At 61.5% G+C, this 18854-nt stretch carries 21 protein-coding genes; 10 read left to right on the top strand and 11 right to left on the bottom strand.

The window, feature by feature from the left end; all coding sequences use genetic code 11:
• Window positions 1-3 precede the first annotated feature (3 nt).
• Window positions 4-753 carry a 3-oxoacyl-ACP reductase family protein gene (locus M5G17_RS14455; RefSeq protein WP_273893571.1) on the bottom strand — a complete coding sequence of 250 codons (750 nt, stop codon included), beginning with the start codon at window positions 751-753 and terminating at the stop codon, window positions 4-6.
• Window positions 754-876: 123 nt separating this feature from the next.
• On the opposite strand from M5G17_RS14455, the gene M5G17_RS14450 reads away from it, so the two are divergent.
• Window positions 877-1809 carry a LysR family transcriptional regulator gene (locus M5G17_RS14450; RefSeq protein WP_273893570.1) on the top strand — a complete coding sequence of 311 codons (933 nt, stop codon included), beginning with the start codon at window positions 877-879 and terminating at the stop codon, window positions 1807-1809.
• 112 nt (window positions 1810-1921) lie between these two features.
• Here the strand turns inward: M5G17_RS14450 and M5G17_RS14445 are convergent, their stop codons facing one another.
• A complete protein-coding gene (locus tag M5G17_RS14445; RefSeq protein WP_273893569.1) occupies window positions 1922-2404 on the bottom strand; it encodes a GreA/GreB family elongation factor in 483 nt (160 codons plus the stop codon).
• A 4-nt stretch (window positions 2405-2408) separates the two neighbouring features.
• Window positions 2409-2786, bottom strand: a complete 378-nt coding sequence (locus M5G17_RS14440; protein WP_273893568.1) for a hypothetical protein — start codon at window positions 2784-2786, stop codon at window positions 2409-2411.
• A gap of 121 nt (window positions 2787-2907) precedes the next feature.
• Here M5G17_RS14440 and earP point away from each other — a divergent pair, with 121 nt between their 5' ends.
• Window positions 2908-4041 (top strand): elongation factor P maturation arginine rhamnosyltransferase EarP, encoded by a 1134-nt coding sequence (gene earP, locus M5G17_RS14435; RefSeq protein ID WP_273893567.1) that lies wholly within the window; start codon window positions 2908-2910, stop codon window positions 4039-4041.
• Between the two features lie 48 nt (window positions 4042-4089).
• Entirely contained in the window at window positions 4090-4662 is a 573-nt protein-coding gene (locus M5G17_RS14430) for an elongation factor P (protein ID WP_273893566.1), read from the top strand.
• Window positions 4663-4730: 68 nt separating this feature from the next.
• Here M5G17_RS14430 and M5G17_RS14425 read toward each other — a convergent pair whose 3' ends face one another.
• From M5G17_RS14425 to M5G17_RS14415, 3 genes are all read right to left on the bottom strand, one after another.
• Window positions 4731-5159: an organic hydroperoxide resistance protein gene (locus M5G17_RS14425; protein ID WP_273893565.1), complete on the bottom strand. Its 429-nt coding sequence runs from the start codon at window positions 5157-5159 to the stop codon at window positions 4731-4733.
• Window positions 5160-5286: 127 nt separating this feature from the next.
• Complete coding sequence (locus tag M5G17_RS14420; protein WP_130265695.1) at window positions 5287-5748, bottom strand: MarR family winged helix-turn-helix transcriptional regulator; 462 nt, start codon at window positions 5746-5748, stop codon at window positions 5287-5289.
• 56 nt (window positions 5749-5804) lie between these two features.
• Entirely contained in the window at window positions 5805-6761 is a 957-nt protein-coding gene (locus M5G17_RS14415; protein ID WP_273893564.1) for a LysR family transcriptional regulator, read from the bottom strand.
• A 109-nt stretch (window positions 6762-6870) separates the two neighbouring features.
• Between M5G17_RS14415 and M5G17_RS14410 the strand changes: the two genes are divergently transcribed.
• Complete coding sequence (locus M5G17_RS14410; RefSeq protein WP_273893563.1) at window positions 6871-7620, top strand: sulfite exporter TauE/SafE family protein; 750 nt, start codon at window positions 6871-6873, stop codon at window positions 7618-7620.
• Here the strand turns inward: M5G17_RS14410 and M5G17_RS14405 are convergent.
• Window positions 7610-8464, bottom strand: coding sequence for a LysR family transcriptional regulator (locus M5G17_RS14405; RefSeq protein WP_273893562.1), 855 nt, complete (start codon window positions 8462-8464; stop codon window positions 7610-7612). The two genes, M5G17_RS14410 and M5G17_RS14405, sit on opposite strands and share 11 nt — an antisense overlap.
• A gap of 98 nt (window positions 8465-8562) precedes the next feature.
• Here M5G17_RS14405 and M5G17_RS14400 point away from each other — a divergent pair, with 98 nt between their 5' ends.
• Together M5G17_RS14400 and M5G17_RS14395 are read left to right on the top strand one after the other, a co-directional pair.
• Window positions 8563-8793: a DUF1127 domain-containing protein gene (locus tag M5G17_RS14400; protein WP_273893561.1), complete on the top strand. Its 231-nt coding sequence runs from the start codon at window positions 8563-8565 to the stop codon at window positions 8791-8793.
• A gap of 58 nt (window positions 8794-8851) precedes the next feature.
• Window positions 8852-10093, top strand: coding sequence for a winged helix-turn-helix domain-containing protein (locus M5G17_RS14395; RefSeq protein WP_273893560.1), 1242 nt, complete (start codon window positions 8852-8854; stop codon window positions 10091-10093).
• Here M5G17_RS14395 and M5G17_RS14390 read toward each other — a convergent pair.
• Window positions 10074-11420 (bottom strand): class II 3-deoxy-7-phosphoheptulonate synthase, encoded by a 1347-nt coding sequence (locus M5G17_RS14390; RefSeq protein WP_273893559.1) that lies wholly within the window; start codon window positions 11418-11420, stop codon window positions 10074-10076. The two genes, M5G17_RS14395 and M5G17_RS14390, sit on opposite strands and share 20 nt — an antisense overlap.
• A gap of 129 nt (window positions 11421-11549) precedes the next feature.
• On the opposite strand from M5G17_RS14390, the gene M5G17_RS14385 reads away from it, so the two are divergent.
• Both M5G17_RS14385 and M5G17_RS14380 read left to right on the top strand, forming a co-directional pair.
• Window positions 11550-12305, top strand: a complete 756-nt coding sequence (locus M5G17_RS14385) for a spermidine synthase (RefSeq protein ID WP_273893558.1) — start codon at window positions 11550-11552, stop codon at window positions 12303-12305.
• 356 nt (window positions 12306-12661) lie between these two features.
• On the top strand, window positions 12662-14323 hold the full coding sequence (locus tag M5G17_RS14380) for a DEAD/DEAH box helicase (RefSeq protein ID WP_476453925.1): 1662 nt from the start codon (window positions 12662-12664) through the stop codon (window positions 14321-14323).
• A 68-nt stretch (window positions 14324-14391) separates the two neighbouring features.
• Here M5G17_RS14380 and M5G17_RS14375 read toward each other — a convergent pair whose 3' ends face one another.
• Window positions 14392-15159: a DODA-type extradiol aromatic ring-opening family dioxygenase gene (locus M5G17_RS14375; RefSeq protein ID WP_273893557.1), complete on the bottom strand. Its 768-nt coding sequence runs from the start codon at window positions 15157-15159 to the stop codon at window positions 14392-14394.
• 104 nt (window positions 15160-15263) lie between these two features.
• On the opposite strand from M5G17_RS14375, the gene M5G17_RS14370 reads away from it, so the two are divergent.
• Window positions 15264-15914, top strand: coding sequence for a thiopurine S-methyltransferase (locus M5G17_RS14370; RefSeq protein WP_273893556.1), 651 nt, complete (start codon window positions 15264-15266; stop codon window positions 15912-15914).
• Between the two features lie 47 nt (window positions 15915-15961).
• Here the strand turns inward: M5G17_RS14370 and htpX are convergent, their stop codons facing one another.
• Window positions 15962-16849: a protease HtpX gene (gene htpX, locus M5G17_RS14365; RefSeq protein ID WP_273893555.1), complete on the bottom strand. Its 888-nt coding sequence runs from the start codon at window positions 16847-16849 to the stop codon at window positions 15962-15964.
• A 225-nt stretch (window positions 16850-17074) separates the two neighbouring features.
• Window positions 17075-18286 (bottom strand): pyridoxal phosphate-dependent aminotransferase, encoded by a 1212-nt coding sequence (locus M5G17_RS14360; RefSeq protein ID WP_130265683.1) that lies wholly within the window; start codon window positions 18284-18286, stop codon window positions 17075-17077.
• A 167-nt stretch (window positions 18287-18453) separates the two neighbouring features.
• Here M5G17_RS14360 and msrB point away from each other — a divergent pair, with 167 nt between their 5' ends.
• The gene (gene msrB, locus M5G17_RS14355) at window positions 18454-18846 is read left to right on the top strand and encodes a peptide-methionine (R)-S-oxide reductase MsrB (RefSeq protein WP_273893621.1); all 393 of its coding nucleotides are present in this window, start codon (window positions 18454-18456) and stop codon (window positions 18844-18846) included.
• The last annotated feature ends 8 nt before the right edge of the window (window positions 18847-18854 follow it).

Here is an 18854-nt window from a genome sequence, read left to right as displayed (position 1 = left end):
ACCTCAGGCAGCGAAGCCGCCATCGATGGTCAGGCTGGCGCCGGTAATGTAGGCCGCCTCGGGGCCGGCCAGGTAAGCGACGAAGCTGGCGATTTCGTCGACATGGCCGTAACGGCCCACTGCCATCAAACTCATCAGGCTTTCGGCGAATTCGCCCTGGGCCGGGTTCATTTCGGTGTCCACCGGGCCGGGCTGGACGTTGTTGATGGTGATGCCCAGCGGTCCGAGATCACGGGCCAGGCCACGGGTCAGGCCGACCAGTGCCGACTTGCTCATGGCATAGGGGCCGCCGCCTGCGAAGGGCATGCGCTCGGCGTTGGTACTACCAATGTTGATGATCCGACCGCCCTGGCTCATGTGCCGGGCGGCGGCTTGGGTGGCGACGAAGACGCTGCGCACATTCACCGCCAAAGTACGGTCGAAGTCCTCCAGGCTGAAGTCCGCCAGCGGCCCGACTGCCAGTACCCCGGCATTGTTGACCAGGATATCCAGGCCACCGAAAGCCTCGACCGTGTCTTGCACTGCCTGCTGCACGGCACTGGCATCGGCGCTATTGGCCTTGATCGCCAGAGCCTTGCCGCCGGCGGCGATGATGCTGCGCTGCAACGCATCGGCCTGCTCGGTGGCGTTGGCGTAGGTGAAGGCGACACGGGCGCCTTCGGCGGCCAGGCGTTTGACGATGGCGGCGCCGATACCGCGCGAACCGCCCTGGATCAGGGCTGTTTTCCCGTGCAGGCTGGATTGGGTCGACATGCTGTGCTCCCGAAAGAACAAGGCCGGATGCCTTGGATGACGCTCAGTATCGGCCGCAGATTACCCTGCCGGTAGCCACTAATCGCTATAGTCTGTGTAAACCAGAAGTATGGAATCGCCGCAGTGGAGTCGTTCAGCAGCATCGAGTGTTTTGTTCGCAGCGCCGAAGTCGGCAGCTTTGCCGAAGCGGCGCGGCGCCTGAGCCTGACCCCGGCGGCGGTGGGCAAGAACGTCGCGCGTCTGGAAGCGCGCCTGGGTGTGCGCTTGTTCCAGCGCAGTACCCGGCGCCTGACCCTGACCGAGGCCGGGCAGCGTTTTCTTGCGGAGGTGGCCGCGAGCTTTCAGACCATCCAGTATGCCGTGGCCAATCTGGCCAGTGCCGAAGGGCAGCCGGCCGGCACCTTGAAAGTGAGCATGGGCACGGTATTTGGCCGCTTGTACATCGTGCCACTGCTCGCAGAATTTCTGCACCGCTACCCGGCGATCAGCCCGGACTGGCATTTCGACAACCGCCAGGTCGACCTGATCGGCCAGGGCTTTGATGCGGCCATTGGTGGCGGCTTCGATCTGCCTCAAGGGGTGGTGGCGCGCAAGCTGACCCCGGCGCACCGGATCCTGGTGGCGGCGCCGGCATATTTGCAGGAGCATCCGCCGATTACTCAGCCCGCCGATTTGCACGCGCTCGATGGCATCCTCATTCGATCACCGCAGACTGGGCGCGTGCGCTCCTGGCCGCTGACCAGTCGCGAGCGGGAGCAGAGCCCTCTGAGCCTGCGTTTGCGCATGACCATGAGTGATTCGGAAGCCGCCTGTGCGGCGGCGGAGCAGGGGCTGGGCGTGGCGCTGGTAAGCATGCCGTTTGCCGTGCCGTACCTGCAGGCTGGCCGGCTACAGCGGGTGTTACCGGACTGGTATGTGGATGACGGCAATATCTCGCTGTACTACGCCGAGCATAAATTGCTGCCGGGCAAGACCCGGGCCTTTGTCGACTTTGTCATCGAACAGTTTGCCCGGCAGGGGCTGGCACAGCGGTTTGATGCGTTGGGTTCACTTTGAATAGGGGCTGCTGCGCAGCCCATCGCCGGCAAGGCCGGCTCCCACAGGAAGGGTAAATGCAGGCCATTGTGGGAGCTGGCCTTGCCAGCGATGGAAGGCGCAGCCTTCCCGATCACAGAACCTCGAGGATGTAGTAACGCTGTGGCACCCCGCCCAGCACCAGGCTGACCTCATCCTCTTCAACCTTGCCAAGCAAATGCTGCCCCAGTGGCGAGCGCGGGGTGATCACCGTGACCAGTTGTTCGCCCTGGCCAATCTTCAACCCCGCGCCTTCGGGGCCGAGGAACAGCCGCTGGCAACTGCCATTATCGGCCTCCAGGGTCACCAGGTTGCTGACCTGAATGCCGCGCTGCGGGTCATAGTCGCGTAGCAGCAACTGCTGGTACGCCGCCCGCGCCTGGCGGATCTCCTCCATGCGCCGGGCTTGGCCGGTGGCCAGGTACGAAGCCTCCAGGCCCAGGGTGTCGTACTTGTTTTCGGCGATGTTCTCTTTGGCAGTGGCTGCTTCATAGGCGGTTTGCGCCGCGCGCTGGGCGACGTCCAGATCAAGGCTCAGGGTGTCGATGATGCGTTGCAGCAGGTCGGCTTTGGTCATGGTGTCAGTTGCAGAATTCGAGAACGAGGGCGCGGCTTTTTTCGCTCGGCGCGGTGCGGTCCTGTTGCAGCCAGAACTGGCACTTGGGGTTGGACAGGTTGCGCGGGTTGCCTTGCACTTGCTCCTGGGCCTGTTGCACTTCCTGTTTGCGCAGGATCTGCTTGTAGTGCTCGAACATCTGCTGCTGCGGATCTGTTGCTGCCGGGGTCGCGGCAGGCGGCGCAAGCACCTGGCTGATTGGCTGCAGCGTCTGTGGCCACTGGCGTTCGGCCAGCCACAGGCTCAGGGCAATGGCTAGCGCGCCAAGCCACAGGCCCAGGGCGATACACAGGATCAGTTGCAGCGGCTTGAGGGTGATCTTCAATTCGCGAGGGCGGGGCATGATGGCCTCCTGGCCAGGGCAGGGGTTGCCATTGTCGCATGGTCGCATGGATTTTTTACCTGCCATGCTTTTGTCTGCGATGATTTACCCGGACAATCGGCGCTTTTTCCAAGGGGCCGCGATGAAAGCGCACTGGGACATCTTCTGTTGTGTCGTCGACAACTACGGCGACATCGGCGTGACCTGGCGCCTGGCCCGGCAACTGGTGGCCGAGCAGGGGCTTGCGGTGCGCTTGTGGGTGGATGACCTGAAGGCGTTCGTGCGTATCTGTCCCGAGGCCCAGACCGATGCCGCCCAGCAATGGCAGCAGGGTGTGGATGTACGACAATGGCCCACCCAGTGGCAGGACACGGCTGTAGCTGATGTAGTCATTGGTGCATTCGCCTGCCAGCTGCCGCCAGCCTATGTGCAGGGCATGCTCGAACAACCCCGTGCGCCGCTGTGGCTGAACCTGGACTACCTCAGCGCCGAGGACTGGGTCGAAGGTTGCCATGGTTTGCCGTCGCCCCAGCCCAATGGCTTGCGCAAGGTATTTTTCTTTCCAGGCTTTACCCCGAAAACCGGCGGCTTGCTGCGTGAAGCGGATTTACTGTCACGGCGCGACGCGCTGCAGTCGGACCCGGCCGTACGCAACGGTTTTTTGCAGGGGCTAGGCATAGTGCCTGAGCATAACGCTCGACTGATTTCACTGTTCGCCTACGAAAACCCCGGCGTGGCCAGCTGGCTGGATGCCCTGGCTGGTGACAGCCGTGCCAATCACTTGCTGGTGCCTGAAGGCCGGGTCCTGGGCGACGTCAAGGACTGGCTCGGCGAGCAGGTGCTGACGGTGGGCAGCATTGCTCGACGGGGAGCACTGACCGTGCAAATCCTGCCTTTCGTCAGCCAGGATGATTATGACCGTCTGCTGTGGTGCTGCGACTTCAATGCGGTGCGTGGCGAAGATTCCTTCGTCCGTGCGCAATGGGCTGCACGGCCGCTGCTCTGGCATATCTATGTGCAGGAAGAGTACGCCCACTGGGAGAAACTCGAAGCGTTTCTCGATCTGTATGTCCAGGGTTTGTCTGCTCCGGCTGCCGCAGCACTGGTGCAATTGTGGCGTGGCTGGAACATGGACAACGACATGGGCCAGGCCTGGCAACAGTTGCTGGCGCACTGGGACGAACTGGACTGCCACGCCCACCGCTGGAGCGCGGTACAGGCCGCTCAGCCGGACCTTGCCACGGCGCTGGTACAGTTTTACCGAAATTGGCTATGATATGCGGCCTCGATTTTTGTAAATCCATCCAAATTCGGATATATCGCAATGAAAACTGGTAAAGAACTGAAACCCGGTACCGTGATCCGTATCGACAACGATCCATGGCTGGTTCAGAAGGCTGAATTCACCAAGTCGGGCCGTAACAGCGCGATCATGAAGACCAAGCTGAAGAACCTGCTGACCGGCTACAAGACTGAAACCGTCTACTCGGCCGACGACAAGCTGGACGACGTGATCCTGGATCGCAAAGAAGCGACCCTGTCGTTCATCAATGGTGACACCTACACCTTCATGGACACCACTGACTACACCATGTACGAGCTGAACGCCGAAGACATCGAGGCCGTTCTGCCGTTCATCGAAGAAGGCATGACTGACGTCTGCGAAGCTGTGTTCTTCGAAGAGCGTCTGGTTTCGGTTGATCTGCCGACCACCATCGTTCGTAAAGTTGCCTACACCGAAGGTTCCGCCCGTGGCGACACTTCTGGCAAGGTCATGAAGCCTGCCAAGCTGAGCAACGGCACCGAGCTGAGCGTTGCTGACTTCATCGAAATCGACGACATGATCGAGATCGACACTCGCGACGGCGGCTCCTACAAGGGCCGTGCCAAGTCCTAAGCCTGGCATTGCTGCGAAATCGAAAAACCCGGCCTTGGCCGGGTTTTTTTATGCCTGGTGTTTGTCGATCAGACAGTGACGTGCAGGCGTACGTCGACATTGCCACGGGTAGCGTTGGAGTACGGGCAGACCTGGTGAGCGGCCTCGACCAGCTTTTGTGCCTCTGCCTGCGCAAGACCTGGCAGGTCGATGTGCAGGTCGATATCCAGGCCGAAACCACCCGGAATCTGGCCAATGCCAACCTTGGCGGTGATCGAGCTGTCAGCGGGCAGGGCTTTTTTCTCCTGGCCGGCAACAAACTTCAGGGCGCCGATGAAGCAGGCCGAGTAGCCGGCGGCAAACAGTTGCTCGGGGTTGGTGCCGTCACCACCTGCGCCGCCCAACTCCTTGGGAGTGCTCAGCTTGACTTCCAGTTTGCCGTCGCTTGCGCGCGAACCACCGTCGCGGCCACCGGTGGATTTGGCTTCGGCGATGTAAAGCGGAGTGACCTTTTGCATGTTGAGCCTCGCTTGAGAGTGGCGCCGTGGCGCTGAGTGGGTATGGAAATTAAATTAGCGCGCAATTATTTAGTGCGCAAGATAATTTTTCGGCTGACCTACCAACGGTCATCTATGAGCATAGCGCCTAGAGGCTTTTTTGCAGGTTGGCGCGCAGTGCCAGCAAGTCGGCCTGCAGTTGTTGCAGACGTTCGAGGTTCTCGCCACTGGCGGCCAGAATGCAGGGGGGCACGTCTTTGGCCCGGGCTTGCAGGGCGCGGCCCTGTTCGCTCAGTTGCACCAGCACGACCCGTTCATCTGCGTGGCTACGGGTGCGCTTGAGCAGACCCTCGGCTTCCAGTCGCTTGAGCAATGGCGTCAGTGAACCCGGATCGGTGAGTAGGCGCTGACTGATCTCTCCTACGGTCAAACCATCTCGTTCCCATAGGACCAGCATCGCCAAGTACTGTGGGTACGTCAGTCCGAGCTGCTGCAACAGTGGCTTGTATACCTTGGTCATCAGCAGTGATGTGGAGTGCAGGGCGAAGCACACCTGGTTGTCCAGGAGCAGTTCGTCGCAGGCAACAGGTGCTTTCGGGTCGGTGTTCATGCACATCCTTGAGTGGGTTGAGTGGTACAAATTTAGCACGCAAGTCATTAGCGCACTTACTGCCAGCGCAGCTCGCTCTGCAGCGCCAAGTCCCAGGGTGGAACAGGGCTGAAGCGACTCTTGAGGAATTCGAGCAGCAAACGGCTGCGAGAGTTCGTTTCATGTTCCAGGCGCAGGGCATAGATGCCGCTGCTTTCGGCGCTGGGCAGGCCGTCGTCACAGAACAGCGGCAGCAGTTCGCCGCGCAACAGGTACTCGCTGATCAACCAGGTGGGCAGGTGGGCGATGCCCAGGCCTGCCAGCGCACCGAACAGCAAGGTCTCGGCGTTGTTGGCGCTCATGCGCATGCGCGTTGGTCGATACAGGCGCATCTGCCCTTGTACCGCAAAGCGCCAGGCGAAGGGCGGGGCCAGGCCGTCCCAGTCCAGGCCGTCGTGTTCGGGTAATTGCGTGGGGCTTGCAGGAATGCCGCGCTGGGCCAGGTAAACGGGGCTGGCGCAGGCTATACGGACCATGTAGGCCAGTGGTGTGGCCACCAGGCGGGTATCGGCCAGAGGGCCGGCGCGCAGCACCAGGTCGACTTCACCCAGGTGCGAGCCGTGCAGGTCGACAAAACTGTCGATCAGGCGCAGTTGTACATCCAGCCCGGGGTAGGCCACCAGGAAGTCGGCGATGGCAGGCGCCAGATGACGGCGGCCAAAGGCGGCCGGGGCGTCGATTCGGATCAGGCCTTCAGGGGCATTGCTCAACGACACCGCTTCGGCACGTGCCAGGCGCAGCTCCTCGACGATACGCCGGGCGCGTTCGGCAAAGGCATTGCCGGCCGGTGTTGGGCGCACTGCATGGGTGCTGCGCACGAACAGGCGGCTGCCAACCGCGCTTTCCAGGCTGTCGATGCGTCGGGCCACCGCCGAAGGCGTCAGTGGATGACGGCGGGCGGTGGCGGAAAAGCTGCCGGTTTCCAGTACATCAAGGAACAGGCTGAGTTGTTCGGTCAGGGCATCGGGATTCATGGGGCCTTCTGCTTTTGCGTAAATGGCACAGCCATTGTGCGTTGCTGTGCGTTTCCCCGCTAGCACCCACTCGGTAGCATGCAGCCATTGATATTCCAGAGAAACGGCAATGATCGAGTGGGCGATGTACATAGCGCTGGGCGCGGCACTGGGCACGGTGGGCGGGTTGTTCGGCATCGGTGGCGGACTGATTGCGATTCCTGCATTGGGGGTACTGTTCGGACTGGACCAGCAATTGGCTCAGGGCACGGCGTTGGTGATGGTGGTGCCCAATGTGTTGCTGGCGCTCTGGCGCTACCACCAGCGCAATCGCATCGAGCTCAAGCATGCACTGCCTCTTGCCGTGACCAGCTTCGCCTTTGCCTGGCTGGGTTCGGTCTGGGCGGTGGGGGTCGATGCCCAGGCCATGCGCTTGGGCTTCGTGCTGTTTCTGGTGGCGCTGGCGGCCTGGAACCTGGCGCGGATGTTCATGAGCAGTGCCCAGCCTTCGGCTGAACTGCGTCAGCCCTGGCCATGGCTGGGCGTGCTGGGCAGCGGCGCCGGGGTTTTGGGTGGGCTGTTCGGCGTGGGTGGGGCGGTGGTTGCCACGCCCGTGCTGACCAGCGTGTTTGGCACGACTCAGGTGGTCGCCCAGGGTTTGTCACTGGCGTTGGCCGCCCCCAGTACCGCTGTCACCTTGCTGACCTACGCGGTGCATCAGCATGTGCAGTGGAGCATGGGTATACCGCTGGCTGTCGGTGGCCTGCTGAGCATCAGTTGGGGGGTGAAACTGGCTCACGCGCTGCCGGAAAAAGTCCTGCGCTCGTTGTTTTGCGGCTTTCTGGTGCTCTGTGCAGTGATGCTGGCCTTCAAGATCTGAAGCCTTCAATGATGTAGTCGGCCAGGCTGTCGGTCATTTCCGACTGCGTGGTGCGATTGCGCAGCAGCATGATGCTGGCGGTGGGCAAGGGTGGAAGGCCCTCGGCTTCGCCAATGATCTGCAAATCGCTGGTGATCAGGCTCTGCAGTTGCGCAGTGACGGCCAGACCGGCACTGACCACGGCCATGATCGCCGCGGTGCTGGCACTGGTGTAGGCGATCCGGTACTCCTTCTCGATGGCATCCAGGGCATTGCAGGCCCAGGTCCGGCAGTAGCAATCGCAATTGAACATCGCCAGTGGCAGGGGGGTGTGCTCGTGAGGGCAGAAGCCCTGAGCCTGCACCCATACCGCGCGCTCGCGGCGCAGCAACTTGCCGATTTCGTTGCCCGGCTCGCGGGTGATGATGGTCAGGTCCAGGTCCTGGCGTTGCATCAACTGCCGCGAACTGTCGCAATGCACCTCGACCTGAATCAGCGGATAGGCCTGGGCGAAGCTGGAAAGGATGCCGGGTAAAAAACGCATGGCGTAGTCGTCCGGGGTGCCGATGCGCACCACGCCGACCATGTGCGGCATGCGTAGGGTATTGAACACCTCGCTGTGCAACTTGAGGATGCGCCGGGCATAGCCGAGTAGCACCTGACCCTCGGCAGTCAGACGCACCTGGCGGCCATCACGCTCGAACAACTGGCGCTGGATGATGTCTTCCTCCAGGCGCTTCATCTGCATGCTCACCGCCGACTGAGTACGGTTGACCACTTCACCGGCACGGGTAAAACCACCGTGTTCGGCAATGGCCACGAAGGTGCGCAGCACGTCGGAATCGATACTCTGGTATTGGGACAAGGCATCAATCTCCTAGATGTATTACATAAGAAACATTCGTTGGATTGATCTTATGCCCGGTCTGACACTGTCGTCATCCCAACCAAGAGGGTAAGACGATGAAAGGTCAGAAATCGTTTGTTCTGCAGTACTCGACGTCCCGGCACGGCTGGTTTGTGCACTTCACGCACTCGGTGGCCGAGCATCTGATGCGCTGGCGCCAACTGCACCGCGAGCGCCGCGAACTGGCGCGTCTGAGCGACGCGGCGCTGGACGATATTGGCCTGAGCCGGGCGGATATCCTGCGAGAGGTGGAGCGGCCATTCTGGGACGACCCCCTGAAAAAATGAGTCGCATCATCGAGGTGCCACGACTAGTGTAAGTGGGCTTGTTCACAAGGAGCCGGGCATGCCCACCACACAGTCCCTTTCCCTGGCCCAGGCACGCCGCCTGGCGTTATCCGCACAAGGTTTCCACAACCGGCAAACAAGCCTTGCGAGCAGTGCTGCGCAGGTGAAACGGATGATCGATCGACTGGGTGTGGTGCAGATCGACTCGGTCAATGCCCTGGTGCGTTCTCATTACCTTCCGCTGTTTTCCCGTCTCGGCAGCTATCCACAGGCGTTGCTCGATCAACTGGCCTGGGGTAGCAACCGTCAACGCAAACTCTTCGAGTACTGGGGCCATGAGGCTTCGCTGCTGCCGCTGGAGCTATATCCACTGCTGCGCTGGCGCATGGACCGTGCGCGTCAGGGCCAGGGTATTTATCAACAGCTGGCGCGTTTTGCCCGTGAGCAGCAACCGACGATCGCTCGGGTGCTGGCGGCAGTGAGCGAGCAGGGCGCCTTGGGCGCTGGCAGCCTGTCGACCCGCCAGGAGCGCGCCGGGCCCTGGTGGGACTGGAGCGCCGAGAAGCACGCACTGGAGTGGTTGTTTGCCGCAGGATTGGTCAATGTCGCCGGGCGCCGCGGTTTCGAGCGTCTGTACGATTTGCCTGAACGGGTGCTGCCAGCGGCCTTGCTTGAGTCGCCGCCGATGACGGAGGCCGAGGCTCAGTGCGGGCTGCTGGTACATGCCGCTGCGGCGTTGGGAGTGGCCACCGAGAAGGACTTGCGTGACTACTTTCGCCTGGCCCCCGGTGACAGCCGTGCACGGCTGGCCGAGCTGGTCGAGGAGGGGACGTTGCAGGTCTGTGCAGTACAAGGTTGGACCCAGCCCGGGTACTGCCTGGGATCGCCACGGGTACCGCGCAAGGTGAGCGCCAGCGCCTTGCTTTCGCCCTTTGATTCGCTGGTGTGGGAGCGCGAGCGCACCGAGCGGCTGTTCGATTTTCGCTACCGGCTGGAGATCTACACCCCAGCGCACAAGCGCGTGTACGGCTACTACGTGTTGCCGTTCCTGCACAACGAACGTATTGCCGCGCGGGTCGATCTGCGTGCCGAGCGCGCCAATGATCGTCTGGCCATACATGCAGTGCATGAAGAGTCGCTGGGGCTGGATGAAGCAGGCATGCAGGCCCTGGCCGCCAGCCTGCACCGCATGGCCAGCTGGCTGGGCCTGGCCGAGGTGCAGTTGAACTGCCCGCGGGCCAGCGCCGCACGCTTGCGCGTGGCGTTGGCCCGCAGCAACTTCAGCGACGTACTTGCTTGAGCGTCTCGGCAATCAGGAAGGCCAGTTCCAGCGACTGGTCGGCGTTCATCCGTGGGTCGCAATGGGTGTGATAACGGTCCGAGAGCGCGTCTTCGGTGATGGGACGTGCGCCGCCGATGCATTCGGTGACGTTCTGTCCGGTCATCTCGATATGGATACCACCGGCATGACTGCCCTCGGCCTGGTGCACCTGGAAGAACTGCTTGACCTCGCTGAGGATCTGGGCGAAATCGCGAGTCTTGTAGCCGGTGCTGGCTTTGATCGTGTTGCCGTGCATCGGGTCAGAGCTCCATAGCACCTTGCGGCCTTCGCGTTCGACGCTGCGGATCAGTGCTGGCAGGTGTTCGCCAACCTTGCTCGCGCCCATGCGCACGATCAGGTTGAGGCGCCCCGGGTCGTTGTCCGGGTTGAGCACGTCGATCAGGCGGATCAGCTCGTCGGTGTTCATGCTCGGACCGACCTTGACTCCGATCGGGTTATTGACCCCGCGCAGGAATTCGACATGCGCACCATCGAGCTGGCGCGTGCGATCGCCAATCCAGAGCATGTGCGCCGAGCAGTCGTAATAGTCGTTGGTCAGGCTGTCACGACGCACGAAGGCTTCTTCGTAGTTGAGCAGCAGCGCTTCGTGGGCGGTGAAAAAACTGGTTTCGCGCAATTGCGGCGAACTGTCCAGGCCGCAGGCGCGCATGAAGGCCAGGGTCTCGTCGATGCGATCGGCCAGCTGGCTGTATTTTTCCGCCAGGGCCGAATTGGCAATGAAGTCCAGGTTCCATTTGTGCACCTGGTGCAAGTCGGCAAAACCGCCCTGGGCAAAGGCGCGCAAGAGGTTAAGGCTGGCGGTGGATTGGTGATAGGCCTGCAGCAGGCGTTCGGGGTCGGGGATGCGGCTCTTCTCGTCGAAACCGATGCCATTGACGATATCGCCACGGTAAGCCGGCAGGGTGATTGCACCAATGGTTTCATCACCCGTCGAACGCGGTTTGGCGAACTGCCCGGCCATGCGCCCGACCTTGACCACCGGGCAGCCGGCGGCAAAGGTCATGACAATGGCCATCTGCAGCAATACTTTGAAGGTGTCGCGAATTTTTGCTGCGGAGAACTCGGCAAAGCTTTCGGCGCAATCGCCCCCTTGCAACAGGAATGCACGGCCCTCGGTCACTTCGGCAAACTGCCGACGCAGTTCCCGGGCTTCGCCGGCAAACACCAGCGGCGGATAGCTGGCCAGCGTCTGCTCTACCTTGAGCAGGTGGGCCGCATCAGGGTAGCTCGGTTGTTGCTGGATCGGCAGGGCGCGCCAGCTGTCAGGACTCCAAGGGTGGTTCATCACGGGCTCGATCTGGTCGGAAAAGGGCTGTTTGCCATGTTAACAGTTGCCGCGTGCCTTGTTGCACTGGCGCTGTTCGCGGACAATGGCGGTTTTTTGCTTGGCACAGCGGGCTTGCCGGGAGACAACATGACAGAGCAACGGGTGGAGCGGGTGCTGGCCCAGGTGCATGATCAATACGGCACCATCAGTGTGCTGGAGGTCGATGACTATCGCTTTCTCGAGTTCGGCGAGGCGATCGAGCAGAGCTGCGTGTTCACCGCCGACCCCAGCTGGCTGGAGTACGACTACACCCGGGCCATGTTGATTGGCGCGCTGGCCCATGCCGAACCGGAAAGCGCGCTGTTTCTGGGCCTGGGTGCCGGCACCCTGACTCAAGCCTGCCTGAAGTTCCTGCCGCTCGAAGACGTCGAGGCCATCGAGCTGCGCCCGGATGTGCCACGTCTGGCCATCGAGTACATGGGCCTGGACGATGACCCGCGTCTGTATATACGCATTGGCGATGCCATGGAGTTGCTGGAAAGCGCCGAATCTGCCGATCTGATCTTTGTCGATCTGTACACCGATCACGGCCCTGGCGTTGCGCACCTGGCCTGGCGTTTTCTTGAAGATTGCCAGAAGCGTCTGAATCCCGGTGGCTGGCTGGTGATCAACCAGTGGGCCAGCGATGATGGCAAACCTTTGGGCGCGGCGTTGCTGCGCGGGCTGTATCATCGCCACTACTGGGAACTGCCGGTCAAGGAGGGCAATGTGATTCTCATGGTGCCCGCCGACCTCGACCAGCAGCTTGACCTGCCGGGTCTCGGCGCCCGGGCGCAGGCGCTGGCACCGCAGTTGGGCTACTCGTTGCAACCGCTGATCGGCGCGATTCGTCCGGCGTCCTGAGGCGCGTCACTGTGTCACTGGCGGAAAATCGATTCAGCCGCCAGCTTCGCCATCTTTCCGGGCCCGCTGTCACGAGGCCTGGCGCTGGCGTGTTTCATTAAAAAAATCTCCCGTGAATGGCGAATTCAGGTATAGTGCGCGCCGGTCTTTTACCAGACCTCGTTCAAGGTAGTGCAATTTCCCGAAGCCAGCTTCGGCTGCGCGTCCGCCGAAGCGGACTCTCCTTGACGTTCCTTTTTTCTTCAATCGTTTTCGCAAATCCCCGCCGACAAAGCTGCCAGGGTGACCTTCGGGTCTTACAAGGCATGTGCAGCTTTGGAGCATGGGTCTTTGCGGATGCACTTAGAGGCAGACCCATGACCCAGGAAACCGGCGGCTTCGCCGCTCTCGAACTTCATCCGAGCATTGTTGCTGCAGTGCTGGCTACCGGCTACGAAGAGCCGTCCGCCATTCAGCAGCAATCGATCCCGATTATTCTCGCAGGTCACGACATGATCGGTCAGGCGCAGACAGGTACCGGTAAAACCGCTGCCTTCGCTCTGCCAATCCTGCACCGCATTGACCCGAGCAAGCGCGAGCCGCAAGCCCTGATCCTGGCGCCAACCCGTGAGTTGGCGCTGCAAGTAGCCACCGCTTTCGAAACCTACGCCAAGCAAATGCCGGGCGTAACCGTGGTGGCCGTATACGGTGGTGCCCCAATGGGCCCACAACTGAAAGCTATCCGTAACGGCGCGCAAATCGTCGTTGCTACCCCGGGCCGTCTGTGCGACCACCTGCGTCGCGACGAGAAGGTCCTGGCGACCGTCAACCACCTGGTGCTCGACGAAGCTGACGAAATGCTCAAGCTGGGCTTTATGGACGACCTCGAAGTCATCTTCAAGGCCATGCCGGAAACCCGTCAGACTGTACTGTTCTCGGCGACCCTGCCTGCTTCGATCCGCGCAATTGCCGAGCGTCACCTGCGTGATCCGAAGCACGTCAAGATCCAGACCAAGACTCAGACTGTCACTGCGATCGAGCAAGCTCACCTCATGGTCCATGCCGACCAGAAGGTCTCCGCTGTCCTGCGTCTGCTGGAAGTGGAAGAGTTCGACGCGCTGATTGCTTTCGTGCGTACCAAGCAAGCCACTCTGGACCTGGCCAGCGCCCTGGAAGCCAAAGGCTACAAAGCCGCTGCGCTGAACGGTGACATTGCCCAGAACCAGCGTGAGCGCGTCATTGACTCGCTCAAGGATGGTCGCCTGGACATCGTCGTTGCTACCGACGTCGCTGCCCGTGGTCTGGACGTACCGCGCATCACTCACGTGTTCAACGTCGACATGCCGTACGACCCGGAATCCTACGTTCACCGTATCGGCCGTACCGGCCGTGCCGGTCGCGAGGGCCGTGCGCTGCTGCTGGTAACGCCGCGTGAGCGTCGCATGCTGCAGGTGATCGAGCGTGTTACTGGCCAGAAAGTTGCTGAGGTTCGCCTGCCGAACGCCCAGGCGGTTCTGGATGCACGCATCAAGAAGCTGACCAACAGCCTGGCGCCGCTGGTTGCTGACGCTGAGTCGACCCACGGTGACCTGCTGGATCGTCTGACTGCCGACATCGGTTGCAGCCCGCGTGCCCTGGCCGCTGCCCTGCTGCGCAAGGCTACCAACGGTCAGGCCCTGACCCTGGAAGCGGTGGAGAAAGAGCAGCCGCTGGTTCCGACCTCCGCCCCGCGTGAGCGCACTGGCGACCGTCCAGAGCGTGGCGAGCGTGAGCGTCGTGCACCGATGCCGTTGGGCGAAGGTCGTGCTCGCTGCCGTACCGCGCTGGGCGCGCGTGACGGTATCGCCGCCAAGAACCTGCTGGGCGCCATCCTCAACGAAGGCGGCCTGGCCCGCGAAGCCATCGGTCGCATCCAGGTGCGCGACAGCTTCAGCCTGGTCGAGCTGCCGGAAGAAGGTCTGGAGCGTCTGCTGACCAAGCTCAAGGACACTCGTGTTGCCGGCAAGCAGCTGAAGCTGCGCCGCTACCGCGAAGACTGATCCGCGAGTGATAAAAAAATCCCCGACTGAGTCGGGGATTTTTTTTGCCTGTATGAAAGCTGGCGGGATCAGCCGAACCGATAGATATCCATCCCCAGTGCCCCCAGCGTGAAGCCCTGGTGGGCAATACTGAACGGCCCGCCCGCACCTCGGGCGAAGTACAGCGGCAACAAGTGTTCATCACTTGGATGGTTGCGCACTGCAAAGGGTGCTTGCTGACGGTAGTCAAGCAGGGCTGGGGTGTCGTCGCCTGTCAGCTTGTCGATCATCCAGTCGCGAAAGGCCAGGGCCCAGGGCTCAATGCTTTCCGGGCCCGCCTGCCAGTCCAGTTCGCGCAGGTTGTGGGTGATGCTGCCCGAGCCTATCAGCAGAACGCCTTCATTGCGCAATTGCGCCAACGCCTGACCCACCCGCTCCTGCAGCTGTGGGCCCCGTTGGCTGGGGAGAGAAACCTGTACCACGGGGATGTCTGCAGCCGGGTACATCAGTGACAGCGGGACCCAGGCGCCATGATCGAAAGGGCGCTTGGCGTCCAGGCCGGCAGGCAGGTCGGCGACGTCTAGCAGGGCTTTAATGCGTTCGGCCAGGCCTGGCTCGCCGGGCGCCGGATACTGCACGGCATACAGAGCTGCGGGAAATCCACCGAAATCATGCCAGGTCTGCGGTTGGGGATTGCAGGATACCCACAGCTCGCGGCTCTCCCAGTGCGCCGAGACCACCACGATGGCCTTGGGTCGTGGTAGCTCTGCGGCCAGGCGCGCCAGGGCCGGGCCGCTGGCCCCGGGCTCGAGGGCAAGCATGGGGGAGCCGTGAGAAATAAACAGGCTGGGCAGCATGGGCTAGGTCCTGGAGGTTAAGATAGGTTCATCTTCCGGCAGATCAATGATCGGATTCCAATATAAGTTTTTGCATCATTCGATCGAAAAATTCGAGGTGTTTCATGCAGGCAGAGTTCTGGCACAAGCGTTGGGCGGACAATCAGATCGGCTTTCATCAGGGGCAGGTCAATGCTCACCTGCAACAACACTGGTCGGCGCTGGGGCTGGAGCAGGGCAGCAAGGTGCTGGTGCCTCTGTGTGGCAAGAGCCTGGACCTGGCCTGGCTGGCCGGGCAGGGGCATCAGGTGCTGGGGGTTGAGCTTTCCCAGCGTGCGGTGGAAGATTTTTTCAGTGGCCAGCAGTTGCAGCCGCAGGTTGATGAGTGCGGCGCCTTCAAGGTCTACCGCAGTGGCAGCCTGGAGATCTGGTGTGGCGACTTCTTCGCCCTCAGCGCCACGGACCTGGCCAGCTGCACCGGGCTGTACGACCGCGCAGCGCTGATCGCCTTGCCGCCTGCCATGCGCGAGCGGTACGCCGCACTGCTGACGGCGAATCTGCCGCCGACGTGCAAGGGCTTGATGGTTACCCTGGACTACGATCAGCTGAAGCTCGATGGGCCGCCCTTTGCGGTGGGGGATGCTGAAACGCGGCGACTGTTTGCTGCTTGGCAACCGCATGCATTGCAGGCCCAGGACATTATTGGTCAAAGCCCCAGGTTCGAGCAGGCCGGGGTGGTGGAGTTGTTCGAGCAGGTCTATCGCCTGCAGCGTTGAAACGCAAAAGGGCGACCGAAGTCGCCCTTTTTTACGACTGATACCGATCAGCCGCGACGACGAAGGGCTTCGATACGGTCTTCCAGTGGTGGGTGGCTCATCAGCAGGCCTGCCAGGCCCTGCTTCAGGCCGCCGTTAATACCGAAGGCGTTGAGGGTGTCGGGCATGTGCACCGGCACGCCTTGCTCCGAGCGCAGGCGCTGCAAGGCGCCTATCATCGCGTTGGTACCGGCCAGGCGTGCACCGGCTTCGTCGGCGCGGTACTCGCGTTTGCGCGAGAACCACATGACGATGGTGCTGGCCAGGATGCCCAGTACCAGTTCGGCGACGATGGTCGCGATGTAGTAGGCGATGCCTTGGCCTTCTTCGTTCTTGAAGATCACCTTGTCGACGAAGTTGCCGATGATGCGGGCAAAGAACATCACGAAGGTGTTGACCACGCCCTGCACCAGGGCGAGGGTGACCATGTCGCCGTTGGCCACGTGGCCGATTTCATGGGCCAGCACGGCGCGCACTTCATCGGGCGAAAAACGCTCGAGCAGGCCCTGGCTGACTGCTACCAGAGCGTCGTTGCGGTTCCAGCCGGTAGCGAAAGCGTTGGCCTCGTAGGCTGGGAAGATGCCCACTTCCGGCATCTTGATGCCGGCTTCGCGGGACAGTTCCTCGACGGTCTGCAGCAGCCATTGTTCGTGGCGGGTGCGCGGTTGGCTGATGATCTGGGTACCAGTGCTCATCTTCGCCATCCACTTGGAGATGAACAGCGAGATCAGCGAGCCGGCAAAACCGAACACCGCGCAGAAAATCAGCAGTTGGTCGAGTTTGAGGTCAACGCCGTTGGCCGCCATGAACCCGTTGAAGCCAAACAGGCTCAGGGTAATGCTGGCAATCAGCACAACCGCGAGGTTGGTGGCCACAAACAGTAAGATGCGCATCATGGTTGTTACGTTCTCCTGACGGATAAAAGTGTCACGTATGCGGGGTATATAAGGTGCGCGCTGCGGTGATTCAACCGGGCGACTATTTCAAACTGTGTACTTGCCTGAATTGCAGGCGCGTTCCATCAACCCGCACGCCAGAGCGGCGGGTGATGAAAAGGCCAAATGCTTGGTCTGTAAGGCCTTTACCTGGATCGGTACAGACCATTCCATATCAACTGTAGGTTACTGCTGATATGTCTTCAGGAAGTTTCCGATACGGCCAATGGCCTGCTCCAGGTCATCGACCCGTGGCAGGGTCACCACGCGGAAATGGTCCGGCCACGGCCAGTTGAAGGCGGTGCCCTGAACGATCAGCAGTTTTTCCGAGAGCAGAAGGTCAAGGACGAACTTCTCGTCGTTGTGGATCGGGCAGACCTTCGGGTCGATGCGCGGGAAGGCGTACAGCGCCCCCATGGGCTTGACGCAGCTGACCCCGGGAATGCTGTTGAGCAGCTCCCAGGTACGGTTGCGCTGTTCCAGCAGACGACCCTGGGGCAGCACCAGGTCGTTGATGCTCTGGTAGCCACCGAGGGCGGTCTGGATGGCATGCTGGCTCGGTACGTTGGCGCACAGACGCATGTTGGCCAGCATGTCGATGCCTTCGATGTAGCTCTGGGCGTGCAGCTTGGGCCCGGAGATGGCCAGCCAGCCGGAGCGGAAGCCCGCCACCCGGTAAGACTTGGACAGGCCGTTGAAGGTCAGGCAGAGCAGGTCCGGTGCCAGTGAGGCGGTGCTGATGTGCACGGCTTCGTCATAGAGGATCTTGTCGTAGATCTCGTCGGAGAACACCACCAGGTTGTGCTGGCGGGCCAGTTCCAGCATGCCCAGCAGCAGCTCACGCGAGTACACGGCGCCAGTGGGGTTGTTCGGGTTGATGATCACCAGGGCCTTGGTGTTGGAGGTGATCTTGGCCTTGATGTCGTCCAGGTCCGGGAACCAGTCGGCCTGCTCGTCGCACAGGTAGTGCACCGGGTTACCGCCGGCCAGGCTCACCGCGGCGGTCCACAGCGGGTAGTCCGGTGCCGGGATCAGCACTTCGTCACCATTGTTGAGCAGGGCCTGCATCGACATCACGATCAGCTCGGAGACGCCGTTGCCCAGGTAGATGTCTTCAATGCCGACACCTTCAACCTGCTTTTGCTGGTAGTACTGCATCACCGCCTTGCGCGCGCTGAACAGGCCTTTGGAGTCGCTGTAGCCCTGGGCGGTCGGCAGGTTGCGGATCACATCCTGGAGGATTTCGTCCGGCGCCTCGAAACCAAAGGGCGCCGGGTTGCCGATGTTCAGCTTGAGGATGCGATGGCCTTCCTCTTCCAGGCGTTTGGCGTGCTTGAGCACCGGGCCGCGAATGTCATAGCAGACATTGGCGAGCTTGTTCGATTTGCTGACCTGCATGATGTGATCCCGATTAGAAAAGATCGTCGCGCAACGCGCGGTGAAAACGTTTGAATTACGTGTGACGCGGGTGCCAGACTGATGCCTGATGAGGCGCAATAATATACGTGCCGCCCGCCCTGTGGAAAAGCCATGGCGCGGGGTTTTTGGACAGATGAGGCCTGATGATGGAAAAACTCGAGAAAACCTTGGAAGAATGGCGCGCCATGCTCGATCCCGAGCAGTATAACGTGTGTCGCCTGAAGGGCACCGAGCGGCCGTTCAGTGGCAAGTACAATGGCACCAAGACCGACGGTGTCTACCATTGCATTTGCTGCAACGAAGCGCTGTTCGATTCAAAGGCCAAGTTTGATTCCGGATGTGGCTGGCCCAGTTTCTACGAGCCAATTGCCGACAGCGCGATGATCGAGATCCGCGACACGTCCCACGGCATGATCCGTACCGAAGTCACCTGCGCCACGTGCGACGCCCATCTGGGGCATGTATTTCCTGACGGTCCGCCGCCGACCGGGCTACGCTACTGCATCAACTCGGTCTGCCTGGACCTGGTGCCGCGCTGAATAAAGCT

This window comes from Pseudomonas rubra, assembly GCF_028656935.1.
Taxonomy (GTDB): Bacteria; Pseudomonadota; Gammaproteobacteria; order Pseudomonadales; family Pseudomonadaceae; genus Aquipseudomonas; species Aquipseudomonas rubra.
Note: the sequence above shows the minus strand (reverse complement) of the source record. Positions and strands in the feature narration are given on the sequence as shown.